The organism is Streptomyces mutomycini (assembly GCF_001700505.1).
Taxonomy (GTDB): Bacteria; Actinomycetota; Actinomycetes; order Streptomycetales; family Streptomycetaceae; genus Streptomyces; species Streptomyces mutomycini.
The window spans coordinates 791-14,444 of sequence record NZ_MAPV01000077.1 but is presented as its reverse complement, the minus strand read 5'-3'; the positions used below and the strand labels follow the sequence as shown (position 1 = coordinate 14,444).

The window sequence follows — 13,654 nt, the reverse complement described above, 5'->3', positions numbered from 1 at the left end:
ACGTCGAATCACGGTGATCGCCGACGGCGGCCACGGGAGGACCCGGACCGCCGCCCCCGGTCACTTCTCCGGGCGGCCCGCTTCGGTCCGGGAAGGCTGAGGTGGTGCGACCCCCGTGGGTTCCGTGTAGAACTGCTGCGCCCACTGCCGGTAACGGCCGATCGGTCCGTCGCCCTTGGCGAGCTTCGGGTGTTCGACGTGCTCCTGGTGGTGCCACATCAGCAGGTCCGCGCCGGTGTCGACGCTCGCCACCCGCTGGAGGACGGCGCTGAGCAGCCGGGCGGCGGGCAGCGCCGCCGCGCGCCCGATCCGCTCGGGCAGGCCGGGGATGCCGGTCAGCTCCAGCTTCGTACCGAACCGGAGATGTATGCGTCCCGCGCCGGTGGCGGTCGCGTGGAGCATCACGTACAGGTTGCCCGCACCCCGGGGCAGGACCGTCCTCGCCGCGATGGTGCCCAGTCCGATCACGGTGAGCGTGTACGACTGGCGGGACCCGCGCATCATGGTGCCGCGTGCGGTGGCGGTGACGGTGCTGATCGGTTTCCCGGCCACCGGGTTGCCCCCGATCTCCAGATCCTTGAGACCGTGCAGTGCGGGCAGATGACCCCAGTCGAACGCGTTCTCGATGACGTCCTGCGGGTGGCCGGCGATGTCGAAGGTGTCGTGGCTGTACGGCTGCCGCTCATCCATGGGCAGCGCCGGGACGTCCCACTCCGGGGGCAGACCGAGGGCGTGCCACCACACGTAGACCGAGCCGTTGACCTCGCACACCGGGTACTGCGACAGCGACGCCTTCGGCGGCGGCTTGTCGTAACCGGTGCGCACGCAGACGCCGGCCGGGTCGAAGGCGAAGCGGTGGAAGGGGCAGACGATGTCCTCGCCCTCGACCGATCCCCCGACCCCGAGATGCGCCCCCAGGTGCGGGCACCGCGGCCGGACGGCTCTCAGCAGACCACGGGTCGTCCGGTAGAGGACGACCTCCGTGCCCGCGAGCGGACGCGTGGTGACGGACCCGCGCCCCAGCTCGTCGCTGAAGGCCAGGCAGAACCATCCGTTCGGGTACGGACGGGAGGGAGCGTGCAGGGTGTCGGCCGGGGCCGCGCCGGGCCGGCCGGCCTCCCGGGAGCTGAGAAGCTGCTTCACTAGGGGTTTCAGGTGAGGCTTCATGGCGTCACTCCTGGTGCTGCACCGGGCAGACGGGGGCGCCCGCCGGGGTGGACGGCTGGGCAGGCGCGGACCGCGAAGAGGCGGCGTGCAGCCCGGCGCCGTCGGCGCTGCCCGTCCGCCGCGCGCTGAGCCGCAGGGTCAGTCCGCGCGAACTCAGACTGGTCTCCACCTTGGGCTTGAACGGCTGCTCGCCGGCCGGGGTCAGCTCCCAGCGGGAGACGATCGCGGTCAGGGCCAGGATGGCCTCGGTGAGGGCGAACTGGTCCCCGATGCACTTGCGGGGGCCGGCGCCGAAGGGGATGTAGGAGGCCCGGTCGGGCTGGACGCCCAGCCAGCGGTCCGGGTCGAACCGGTCGGGGTCGGCGAAGAGATCGGACCGCCGGTGCAGGAGGTACGCGCTGAGCACCAGGGTGCTGCCGCTCTTGAGGCGTACCCCGCCGAGTTCGGCGTCCTGCCTGACGGTGCGGGTCATCATCCAGGCGGGCGGATACAGCCGCAGCGTCTCCGTCACGACCCGGGAGGCCAGGCCGAGGGACGGCAGGTGCGCTGCATCGAGCCTTCCGCCCGCCAGGACGCTGTCGGTCTCGGCCTGGAGGCGGTGCTGGACGTCCGGGTTCGTGGCGAGCAGGTGCAGCGCCCAGGCCAGGGTGATGGCCGTGGTCTCCATCCCCCCGAGGAAGAACGTGAGTGCCTCGTCCGCCAACTCGGCGTCGCTCAGCTGCCTCCGGCCGTCCTCGCTCTCCTCGTCGACCGCCCCGACCAGTGTCGAGAGCAGATCGGCACGGTCCGTGGGATCGGCACGCCGCTCGGCGATGATCTCCGCGATGGTGTCCGACAGCCGGTGCCGTGCCTGGTCGTACCGGCGTTTCTGCCGGGTCGGCAGCCGACGCAGCAGGGCCGGCGTCATCATCCGGCGGAAGAACGCACTCACGATGGTGGCGGTGTCGGCCAGGGCGCGCCGCATGGTCTCCTCCGGCAGCGCGCCGCTGAACATCGTCTCCATGGTGGCCCGCGTCGTCAGCGTCATCATTTCCTGGGTGACGTCCAGGACGTCGCCGTCGCGCCAGGACCTGGACTTCAGCTCCGCCGCGCGGGCGAACACCGCGCCGTACCCGGGGAGCCGGGTGGGGTGGAAAGAGGGCTGGCACAGCCGCCGTTGCCGCCGGTGCAGGGTGTACGAGCAGGTGGACAGGCCGTCACCGATGACCTCGCGGATCCGGTCGTAGATCGGGCCGCCCTTGTCGTAGACGCGGTCGTTCAGGAACACCTGCCGGGTCAGGGCAGGGTCACAGACCATCACGGCGGTACTCGGGCCGAGCCGCACCCGGACCAACTCGCGGTACCCGGAAAGGGACATGATGAACGCCAGCGGATCACGGAGCAGGGGCAGCGCGTGGCCCAGCAGCGGCAGGGCCCGGGGCGCGAGCGGAACCGACGCCGCGGTCGCGGTACTCGTGTCTGTCATGGACAAACCTCATTCTGTCTCTGAACCACCGGCGAATGCCGCCGTGGCGGAGTCGCGGGTGATCTCGATCAGCACGGTGGTCCAGCGGAAGCCGACCCCGAAACTCACGACGAGGACGCGGTCCCCGGCCCGCAGGGTGCCGGAGCGGAACGTCCGGTCGAGGGCGAGTAGGACGTCGGACGGGCCTGCGTGGCCGAGGTGCCGGCCGTAGGTCCAGCTGGTGTCGTCGGCACGCAGGCCGAGCGGCGAGCCCGAAAGCAGCAGGTCGAGGACGACCGACCCGATCGCGATGGGCACCACGTGCGAGATGTCCGCCGGCTTCACGGCGGCCTCGTCGAGGACGGTCCGGATGCAGCGGTGGGTGGCCCGTTGCAGCACCTCGATGTGGGGCATGAACCCGGTCTCCTCGACCGGGAACCGCCGGGCGGCACCCGTGTACCCCTCCCTGGCCCGGGTCTGCGCCTCCAGTTGCGGCTCGGTGGCGTGGGCGGTCGCCACCAGACGGGCGAAGCCCGTACCGCGCGTGAGGACGGCGGCGGCACCGGCGTCACCGGCGACGTAACCCAACTCCTTCGAATATCCCCATCGTTCGTCCGGGAACCGGGCACCGGTCGTGACCAGCGCGGCTTTCGCGGCCGGCCGGGCGGTGAGGTGTTCGGCCGCGGCGACGAGTGCGGCGGCCCCGCCGTCACTGGCCGCGCCCACCTCGATCCCGGCGGTGTCCTTCCCGCCCAGCACCCGCGTCAGGTAGGCCGCGGGCGTGTAGTGGTCCCCGTCCTGGAAGCCGGCGTGCACGAGCAGACTCAGGTCGGCGCTGGGGACGTCGGCGTGGCGCAGCGCCTTGAGGCCCGCACGGGCCGCCATCCGCGTCGCCGTGTCGTCCGTCGAGACGGCGGCCGAGGTGAACCCGTTGAGCGCCAGGGTGGAGGGCTGCCGGGTGGAGGGCTGCCGGGTGCCCGGCCCGCCCTGCGGCTCCTGCTCGGCGGGCCTGATGGGGGGTACCCACGCTCCGGTCCCGGCGATCGTGATCTCCTGCCACAACACTGCTGTCTCCTCGGCTGTCACGTAAGGGGCGACTGGGGAACGCGTGCGCGGGGCCTGATCACTTCTCCGCTGTGGTCCAGGGGGTGTGCGGTGACCCCGGCGATCCGGGCCAGCACCCGGCCGTCACCGGTCGTGGCGGTCAGGTCCCCGGTGGCGTAGTCGCAGTGCAGCCGGATGGCCGGATGGTCCGCGCTGAGCCGGCAGTCGTTGCCCGGCCCGCCGAGATCGACCTCGTCGAGGCCGGCCATCGGGCCCACCAGTGGAGGGCTGTCACCACGCGGCGGCAGCAACAACAGGTGCACCATGGCGTCCAGCAGGATCGTCGGCACGGCCATCCCGTCCAGGGCCGGAGCCCAGGCGGCGTGGTCCAGGCCGAACCTGGCGCTGTTCCCGTCCGGGCCGCGGGCGTAGTCGCCGGTGCCGGCGAACGGGCCTGTGAGCGAGATCGGCGGATCGGGGGAGTAGACCGGCATCGCGAAATCAGGTTCGGGCTCGTGGGACGAGCAGTCGGGAGGGCCGGCGAGCGCGGGGTAGCGATCCGCCAGCAGGACCTTCGTCTCGCACAGCAGGTCGTTGAAGCGCAGCACCTTGCCGTTCTTGCCGAGCCGGTGGGCGGTCATCCTGACGGACACCTCGGCGCGGTCGCGCTCGCGGCGGGTGACCCGGGCCTCCACCGCGACGGTACGCAGCGGTCCGCCGAGCCTGACCGTGATCGACGTCCGGCAGGAGAGGCCGCGGAACCCGGTGACCACGAGACCGGGGCACAGGGCCACGGCCGCGCCGGCCGCCGCCTCGAGGGTGAACGTGCCGGGCAGTGTGTACGCGCCGTTGACCCGGTGGTGGCGCATCCACCGGCCGTCCTCCTCGGCCAGCGTGAGCGGATCCCAGGTCTTGGTGAAGACGGCCCAGTCCTCGCCCCGGTACTGGACACCGTCGAGCAGTGGCGTCGTCAGCGCCGGATCCGGCGGGGCGGGCGGTGGCGCGTCCGGGGCGGGGGGACGCGGATCGGCGGCGGCACCGTAGGTGCTGATCCCGCGCAGGGCCAGCAGCCGGCGTTCTTCCTCCCGGATGAAGAACGACACCCCGCCGGCCGGTGGCCGGGTGACGGCGGACAGGAACTGCGCCTGTCCCTGTGCGGTGCTGATGTAGGCGTCCATCTGGTTGCGCTTGAGGGTCTCGCGCATGCTGACGCTGCTGGCGACACCGACCTCCCGCCAGCCGCTCCACAGGACCGCGACCTCCCGGTGGCCGTCCGGTGCCTGCCGCTGGGCCTGGGCGCCGGCGAACGCGAGGTACTCGTTGACGGCGCAGTAGTCGATGTCACCGGGCGCGGGGGCGAGGGTGGCCAGGGTGCTGAAGTTGCACCAGATCCGGGGCGGGCGCCCGGCCAGGGCCCGTTTGAGGTTGCGGTAGCCGGTCGCCTTGGTGGTACGGACCGCCCGGAAATCGGTCAGGGTCTTGGCGTGCAGCGCACGCGAACGCAGATCGAGGACGGTGTTGACGAGCAGGTCGATCTGTCCGTGCCGGTCGAGGACCTCGGCGAGGACGGCGGTGGTGCGCCCGGCGTCCAGGATGTCGCACGCCCGGTGATGGACACGGTCCCGGCCGCACAGCTCCGCCAGCCGTTCCACCGTACGGAGCACTTCCAGGCGCGCCTCGGCCTTCTCGTACGCGGCTCTCAGCTCACGCACCGGCGCGTCGGGGCGCCTGCGGCGTTCGGCGGCGATGAACTCGGCCTGCGGGGGGAGCGCTTCACCGTCCTCCGGCAGCGGGGTGCGGCCTATGACGTACACATGCGGCCGTTCGCTGGTGCGGGCGAGGGCGTGGAGAAGCTCGGGCGTGATGCCCCGGGCGCCGCCGAAGGCGACCACGACCGCGCCGGGCGGCAGTGTGGCCTCTCCCGCGGGGGGCGGTGCCGCGTGGTCGTCGGCGACGGCCAGGGTCAGCCAGCCGTCCGCGCGGTGGACGAGCGTGTGCGTCGGCACCTGGGCCGTGCCGGCCCGCGCCAGCTGGTCCAGGGCGGTGGCGGCGTCCGGTGCGTCGCTGAGCAGGGTCACCCCGCCGCACTGCGGGACCTCGGCGCGGACGGAGCGGATGAGGCCGGTGAACAGGCCGCTCAGCGGGGGCGGCAGGTCGTGCGGCACCGCCCCGAGCAGGACCGCGCTGAGCGTGCCGCCGGTGCGCAGCGCCGGCAGCGCCGCCTGGAGGGTGGTGAAGGTGAGGTCCTGGAGATCTTCCAGCCGGGTGGCCTCGGCCTCGTCGGCCACGTCGTCGTGGACGGGCAGCCGGGACAGGACCCGGATGTGACGGGGCACGAACGGCAGGCCGGCCAGGGTGCCGGGTGCCTCCTCGGCCGGTACGTGATCGGCGCCCCCGACGCCCGCTCGCGGCGACCAGACGGCGGTGTCCGGGCCGGTGACCGCAGCCGCGAGATCCGGGGCGTCGGTGAGGACGATGGTGCCCGGCGGGATCGGCGCCGTGGCCGGGTCTCCGGGCGGCGGGGGCGTCGGGACGAGCCGGAGGGTCTGGCGTCGGCCGGTGAACTCCTCCGTCCGTCCGGGCTCGGCGGGTACCGGCCCGGTCCGTGCGGGGTGAAGCGGCTCCGTACGTACGGACTCCTCCGGCCCGGTCCGTGCGGGGTGAAGCGGCTCCGTACGCGCGGACTCCTCCGGCCCGGTGTGCACGGCGGCCTCCGGGGTGCGGCGGGGCGGGTCGTCGGACGGCCGGGTGAACCGGATCAGCGGTGATCCGGCGGCGGCGGGCGTCACCACGGTGTCCGTCGCGGTGACAACGCCCTTGAGGACCGCCAGCAGGGCGTCCAGCGACAGATAGGTGTGTCCGGCGCCGACCAGCACGGGCAGGGCGTGCGCGGGCGTGGCCGGGTGTCCGGGACCGGCACCGTCGACCGCGGTGGAGAGCGTGCCCAGGACGGGCAGCTGATGCTCCAGCGCGGTCGAGCGCCGGGTGACCGCCAGCACGGCGGCACCTTCGGCGATGGACCGGCCCTCCGGCACCAGACCGTCGAGGTAGCGGTCCCAGCCGCTGATCGGCCGCAGGCACACGGCTCCGACGAGGGCCAGGTCGCACGCCCGGTGCCGGAGCTGGCGCAGGGCCAGGTCGACGGCCGTGTGGGTCGAGTCCCGCTGGGAGTAGAGGCTGACTCCCATGGCCTGGAAGTCGTAGTAGTTGGCGGCCCGGCCCGACAGGATGCAGGAGACCGCGCCTGTGAAGTCGTCCTCGTTCAGGTCGCCGGGGATCACCCCCTTCGCCTCGGCCATCCCCTTCGCCAGGTACTCCCTCAGCGTCCGCGCCTGTACCGGGTCGGGCAGGATGTCGAACGTGGTGGCGGCCTCGCGGGCGTGCACCCGCAGCGCCGCCTGGGTGTTGTGCGTGGTCGGCAGCGTCGATCCCACCATCACCGCCGTGCTGGGCCGCAGACCGGCGCCCGGCTCCCCGAGCCGGTCCAGCAGCGGTCCGAGGGCCTCGAGCATCATCAGGTGCGCGGCGTCCATATGACGCATCGTCAGCGGCGGGATGCGCACGTCCCGTGGGGACGGCAGTGGATACGGCGTACCGAAGCCGGATGCCGGGAGCGGGCCGTCACCGGCCAGCCAGGCGGGAACCCGGGCGGCGTCCAGACCGGGCAGGTGGGTGTTCCAGCCCACGACGACCAGGTCCTCGGTGTCGGCGACCGCGTCACCGCCTCGCCGGTGCGCGGGGGCGGCCTGCGGCACGCGGTCGGACAGGACCACGTGCGCGTCCGCTCCACCGAGGCCGAACGACGACACCCCGACCACACGCGGTCGTGCCCCGTCCGCCGTCCAGGGCGCGTCCTCGACCGGAACAGTCAGATGGGTGCCGTCCCCCAGCAGCGGGTGCGGGTCGGTGACCACGGGCTGACCCGGGACCGCTCCGCGTTCCAGGGCGACCAGCGCGTGCGCGACCGACACCAGGCCCGCCAGCACACCGGTGTGCCCGAAGACCTGCTTGTTCGACGTCAGCAGGCATGCCCGCTCCCGCGGCCCCAGCCGGGAGAGCAGCGAGCGCAGTTCGATCTCGTCGCCCACCGGCGTGCCGGTGCCGTGCGCCACGACCCAGTCCACGTCGTCGGCCTCGACGCCCGCGTCCGCCCAGGCCCGGGCTATCGCCAGTTCCTGTCCGCGCGTGGCCGGAGCGTGAATGCCCTTGCCCCGGCCGTCGGCGGCGAGACCGGTGCCCCGGATGACACCGAGCACCGGGTCGCCGTCGGCCACGGCCCGCGCGTACGTCTTGAGGGTGAGCACGACGGCGCCCTCACCGATCAGGGTGCCGTCGGCCGCCTGGTCGAAGGGGCGCACCCTGCCGCTCATCGAGATGCCCTGGGCGCGGCAGAAGAGCGTGAACCCGATCGGCTCGATCACCGAGGTCCCGCCGGCCAGCGCCACGTCGCAGGAGCCTTCACGCAGCGCCTTGACCGCGGCGTCCAGGGCGAACAGCCCACTGGCGCAGGCCGCGTCGAGGGTCAGGTGCTGGGAACCGGCGGGGATAAGCCCGCGTAGCGCGTCACGGGAGACGGACGCGGGCAGGTACGCCTTCGGATCCCCGCCGTCGCCACCGTAGTACGCGCTGATCGCGTGGTCGGCCATCTCGGCCAGCCAGTCACCGTCCGACCCGGCCGGGACGGCGTCGCGCACCATCCGCCGGTACTCGTCGCCCAGGACGACACCCTGGGGGCCGAGCCCGGTCTGGTCGTGGATACCGGTCGTCGCGGCGAGCCACCGGTCCGTCGGGCGTCGGCTGACGCCTGCCAGCGCCTGGACGGCGCAGTGCCGCAGCCAGCGGGTGGTCCGCGGCCGGCCGGGGTGGTCGGCGTCACCGTCCGGTTCGGCGATCGAGGCGGGGTCGGGGACGAAGTCGTGGAGGTAGCCGGCCTCACGGACGTAGAAGGCGTCGGTCTCCTCACGGGTGGGAGCCCAGAAGTGCTTCAGGTCGAAGGCGGACGGTTCGCTGGAGAGCAGGACGCCCTCCCGCAGTCGGTCCCAGAACTCGGCCGTGTTGTTCGCACCGGCCAGGGCCAGGCCGAGGCCGACCACCGCGACGGCGCCGGGGTCCGTCTCCGTCGCTTCGTCCGGGGCCTCGTCCGGCGCCTCGTCCGGCGTAGGGGCCGCCGCCGTTGGTGCAGGCGTGGGCGCGGATGCTGCCGGTGGGGGTTCGGGCGCCGGTGGGGGTGCCGGCAGGGCAGCGGCCGGCGCGGGTCGCGGTTCCGGTGTCCGTACCGGAACCGGGACCGGGGCCGCCGGCCGCTCGGGGGCGGGCCGGTGAGCCTCGGACGTCGGCGTCGTCACCGCTGCCGTCACCGCCGCCGCCGAGGGGGCCGGTTGGTTCCGGGCGGGCACACTCACCTGGTCCGCGAGCCTGCTGTGCAGCCGCATGCCCTGCATCCCGCCGATGCTGATGCCGCCGTCGGCGACGATGGTCTGACCGGTGATGAAGCCGGTGTCCTCGTGCAGGAGATGGCAGATCAACTTGGCCGCGGCCGGCGTCGAGAGGGTACGTCGCATCAGCTCGCTGGTCCCCGCCGGATCGGTGTGCACCGCCGCCGGGTCGTCGAGATTGACGACGATCTCGCTGTCGACGGAGCCCAGCAGCACGGTGTTGACCCGGACGCCCTGACCGGCCAGTTCGAGCGCCAGGTAGCGGACCAGTGACTCCAGGGCCGCCTTGGTGACCCCGCCGGGCCCGTAACCAGGAACCGGCTGGTGCGCACCGACGCTGGACAGGCAGAGGATGCTCGCGCCCTCCCTGCCCTTCATCAGCTCGGCCGCCCGGCGTGAACAGTGATAGGCGCCCATCACATTGGTGGACCACGCCCGCTGCCAGTAGGTGTCGTCGATGTCGAAGAGCGGCAGGAAGGCCCCGCCCGCGGCGTTGTTGATCAGGATGTCCAGGCCGCCGTGGCGCTCCCGGATCAGGTCGAACATCCGGTCGATCTCGCTGGTCTTGGCCACCGAGGCACGGATGAACTCGCAGCTGTGACCAGCGCGCTCCAGCTCGGCCCGCAGCAGCTCCGCCTGCTCGACCGAGTGAAAGTAGTTGACGATCACATGGGCGCCGCCCCGTGCCAGGCGGCGGACGATGTCCGCACCGAGGCTCTTCGCGGCTCCGGTCACCAGTGCGACCCGGCCTCGCAGACTGTCTGTGGAGCTCATCGCCCGGCAGCCTCCGCCCGCGCCTCTACGACAGTCTCCGCGATCCGGCGCAGGGTGCCGACGGTCAGCAGGGAGGAGTTCGCCCGGAGACCGGGCAGGTCGAACCGGTCGGACACCCGCCCCAGCAGGACGACCTGCTTGAGCGACTCCACACCCAGATCGGACTCCAGACCGTCGTCCTCACCGAGGAGGTCCGGCGGATAGCCGAGGAACTCCCCGTACAGAGTCTGTAACTCGTCCAGCACCGACTCGTAGTCCAACCCTACGGACGTGGGTGTGGTGACGGGGGCTGCGGCGACCACGACCGGGGCGACGGCGACGGGTGCGACCGCAGCCGGGGCGACGGCCGCGGGCACCGGAGAGGCGGCGGGGGCCACGTAGGACACGGGGGCCGCCGGTGCGGGCCCGTCGGGCAGCGGAACGGCGGGGAGCACCGGAACCGGCTCGGCCGCCACGGGTACGCTTGCCCGCGCGACGGGACCGTGCCCGTTGCCCGGCGACGCCGGCACGCGGGAGAACGGGCCACCCGCGGCGGGCTCGGTGACCAGCGCCCGGACGGCTCCGGCCGGATCGCTCTCGCTCAGCGGGACGACACACCGCACGCCCGGGACCGACGCCTCGACGAACTTGGTGACGACGGGCCACTCCCCGCACTCCACGAAGACGTCCGCGCCCGCCGCGTGCAGGTCACGGATCGTGTGCAGCATCCGGACGCGGGCGGTGAGCGCGCCGGCGACCAGGTCGACCGGGTCGTCGTCGCCGATGTCCCGCCCCAGCCAGGGTGAGCACACGCGCCAGCGCCCGGCGCCGTACGGAACACGGGGCGCGGTCGCCCGCAGGTCGCGTGCGGCCTGCGCCATCGCCGGGGAGTGGGTCGGATGCGGGACGCCCAGGGGGAAACTCGGCCAGCCCAGTGCGTCGGCCACCCGTTCCACGTGCTCGATCAGCGCTTCGGGGCCGCTGATGACGCTCTGCCGGGGGGCGTTCTCGCAGGCGAGCACCAGGTGGGGATGGTTGATCAGTCCGGCGAGCGACTCCGCCCTGGGGCCGTCCACGCCGACCGCCAGCATCTTTCCGTCCCAGCTCTGCCGGGTCAGTACCTGGGACCGGGCCACGGCCAGGCGCGCGGCGTCCTCCACGGACAGGTGCCCCGCGGCGGCCAGAGCCCACAGCTCCCCGATGCTCTGCCCGACGACGGCGACGGGCCGGGCCCCTTCGGCGATCAGCATGTCGTGCGTCGCGATGCTGACCGCGAATATCTCCAGATATTGCACCTCCGGGCCGCGCTGGTCGCTCGTCCCGTTCTCCTCGATCAGCCGCGCACTGATGTTGGGCAGCCCCATTTCCCGGGCCGCCTTGTCGATGCGGGACAGAGTTTCGCGCACGGTCTCGTAGCGGTTGTGGAAATCACGCAGGATCCCCCCACGTGGGGCGGCCACCGTACCGGGCATGACAAAGACAGAATTCACCACGTGCATCACCCTCATCTCTGTCCCGACCGCAGGCGAATTCGCATGGCCGGCCGGGGTCGTGAAACGCACACGACGGCGCGACGAAATGTGTCCTCTTGCAAGGCTGCACCCGGGCGGTGGGCGGAAACGAATGCGCCCCCGGCCGCCCCTCGTTGATTGTCATTCCTGTGAATGCACAACTCCCCGACGGCATCTCTCCTGCTGAACGGGGCTGCCATCGAAGGTAGCGGCGCGCCTCCGGGAGGGTCAACGATCTAGTTTCGGCCTGAAGCGATTGTGTTCACTGTTCATCAATCATGTAACAGCGGATGGCGATTGCACTCTTGCCGTCGAGCGAGGCGCATGTTAGCCGGGTTGACCATTTGAGGCGTTAGCCTCCGTAGTGTCCCGCTTTGATCCGGTGTGATTGACGTCTTCAAACATCACACCGCCGGGAATTCGATCCAATTTCGACGAGCCGGCTTGGCCGAGACCGGACGCCTGGTCCAGGAATCAAAATTCCCCGTCGGCCCACCGACGGGGAATCAATGTTTGTTTGGTATTTGTTTGCCGGCTCTTCGGTGCCCATATGAAGTCCGATTCGAAAGCGGGGCTTCCGGGGGCGGCCGCGATGGGGCAGTGCTCAGGCTTTCCCGGCGCTTTCCACGCAGCAGCCCGCTCCGGCGTCGGCGACATTCCCGCCCACGCCGGGTCAGCACCCGGCGTGGGCGACGCCACCGCGAAGGGGGAGTCGGCTGCGGCTCCTCACGAGGAGGGATCGAGTACCGGGGCTGTCCGCCCGGGCCGGGGGAAGACGGTGCCGTCGAAGATCTTCCGCGCGGTACGCACCACGGCGGTGCGGCCGGCCGCAGGGGCGCCGTCCGCACCGGCTCCGACGGCGGCCTCGATGTCGAGGAATCCGGTGGGGTGCTCGATGCGCAGCCGGGCGCCGTGGGCGGGGAGCCGGGCGATGCCCTCGGCGACACTGCCGGACACGAGCAGCCCGGCGGCGACACCGGCCGCACCGAGGACGCCTATGGAGGTGTGGCAGCGGTGCGGGATGAAGGTACGGGTCGTCACCGCGCCGTCACGGGCGGGCGGGGCCAGCAGACTGAGTTTGGGCACCGTCGCGTCCCGGACGTCGCCGAGGCCCATGAGAGGTCCCGCTTCGAGCCGGATCCTCTCGACGCGGTCGCGCAGGGCGGCGTTGTCCTCCAGTTCCTGTGGAGTCTCGTAGCCCGTGACGCCCAGGGCGTCCGCCGGGATGAGTACGGTCGGCATTCCGTTGTCGACGCAGGTCACCGTCGTACCAGCGATGACCTCGCGGGCCCGGCCGGTCGGCAGCAGCGGCGCGGCGCCCTGCTCGAACTCGATCACCACCGGTGCGGCGGTCCCCGGCACCCCGGAGATCCGCGCCGTCCCCGTGTAGTCGACGCGCCCGTCCGGAGTGGGGAAGGTCGCCGTGGCCAGGTCACCGGTGTTGACCATCCGGATGCGTACGGAGGTGTGCCCGTCCCCGGCGGCGACCAGCCCCCGCTCGACGGCGAAGGGGCCGACGGCTGCGAGCAGGTTGCCGCAGTTCTGACGGTCGGACACCTCCGCGGCGTCGACGGCGACCTGGAGGAAGAGGTAGTCCACATCGACGTCCGGGTCGTCCGGTACGGACACCACCGCGACCTTGCTGGTGAGCGGGTGCGCCCCGCCCAGTCCGTCGATCTGGCGCGGATCGGGGCTGCCCATGGTCCGAAGGAGCAGATCGTCACGGGCTGCCGGGTCCCGCGGCAGGTCGTCGGCCAGGAAGTAGGCGCCCTTCGATGTACCGCCCCGCATCAGGAGGCAGCGCACCTCCGCCGGCCCCCCGGTCACGCCCCGGCCTCCCGGACGTGGTCCTCGTACGAGGAGTACCGCGCGCTCTCCCGCAGTCCGTTCAGGTGCGGGCCGAATTGACCCTCCAGGGAGGCCGCGCGCCTCTCGGCCGTCGGCGCCGCGCTCATGCCGGCCGCTCCGCGATCAGCGCCGTGTCGGTTCTCATGACTGAACTCTCCTTGCTGGGCAGGGCTTCACACCCACCGGCGCGGCCCTGCGCGCGGTGCGCCGGCGCGGAGCCGCGCAGAACCGCCTGGCGCAGTGGAGTCAGGGGCGGCTGACCGGCCTGCTCCCCTGGGCCGGACCGACTCGCTTCGGCCTCGCCGTCACCCGAGTGAGTGCATGTAGAACCTAAAACCAGGTCAACGGGATTGTCAACAATTTTGTTCCATAATGCCGCGCCTGCGACTGGGCCGACTGCGCTCACGTCCGTACCACGACATGTGGGTCCGGCCCCTCTCCCGGGAGAGGGG

7 protein-coding genes are annotated in these 13,654 nt (G+C 72.3%); all 7 read right to left on the bottom strand.

Annotated features, from left to right (window positions below):
• Positions 1-60: 60 nt before the first annotated feature.
• Positions 61-1,167 (bottom strand): Rieske 2Fe-2S domain-containing protein, encoded by a 1,107-nt coding sequence (locus BFF76_RS11920; protein ID WP_079122375.1) that lies wholly within the window; start codon positions 1,165-1,167, stop codon positions 61-63.
• 4 nt (positions 1,168-1,171) lie between these two features.
• Positions 1,172-2,632 carry a cytochrome P450 gene (locus BFF76_RS11915; protein WP_065848174.1) on the bottom strand — a complete coding sequence of 487 codons (1,461 nt, stop codon included), beginning with the start codon at positions 2,630-2,632 and terminating at the stop codon, positions 1,172-1,174.
• Between the two features lie 9 nt (positions 2,633-2,641).
• Positions 2,642-3,676 carry a 3-oxoacyl-[acyl-carrier-protein] synthase III C-terminal domain-containing protein gene (locus tag BFF76_RS11910; RefSeq protein WP_141695592.1) on the bottom strand — a complete coding sequence of 345 codons (1,035 nt, stop codon included), beginning with the start codon at positions 3,674-3,676 and terminating at the stop codon, positions 2,642-2,644.
• Positions 3,677-3,693: 17 nt separating this feature from the next.
• On the bottom strand, positions 3,694-9,864 hold the full coding sequence (locus BFF76_RS11905; RefSeq protein ID WP_065848172.1) for an SDR family oxidoreductase: 6,171 nt from the start codon (positions 9,862-9,864) through the stop codon (positions 3,694-3,696).
• Positions 9,861-11,336: an acyltransferase domain-containing protein gene (locus BFF76_RS34425; RefSeq protein ID WP_167359488.1), complete on the bottom strand. Its 1,476-nt coding sequence runs from the start codon at positions 11,334-11,336 to the stop codon at positions 9,861-9,863. The genes BFF76_RS11905 and BFF76_RS34425 overlap by 4 nt, the downstream gene beginning before the upstream one ends.
• 744 nt (positions 11,337-12,080) lie before the next feature.
• Positions 12,081-13,181 carry a 4-oxalomesaconate tautomerase gene (locus tag BFF76_RS11895; RefSeq protein WP_275935658.1) on the bottom strand — a complete coding sequence of 367 codons (1,101 nt, stop codon included), beginning with the start codon at positions 13,179-13,181 and terminating at the stop codon, positions 12,081-12,083.
• Positions 13,178-13,309 carry a hypothetical protein gene (locus tag BFF76_RS34420; protein ID WP_267882478.1) on the bottom strand — a complete coding sequence of 44 codons (132 nt, stop codon included), beginning with the start codon at positions 13,307-13,309 and terminating at the stop codon, positions 13,178-13,180. Before BFF76_RS34420 ends, BFF76_RS11895 begins: the two co-directional genes overlap by 4 nt.
• Positions 13,310-13,654 lie beyond the last annotated feature (345 nt).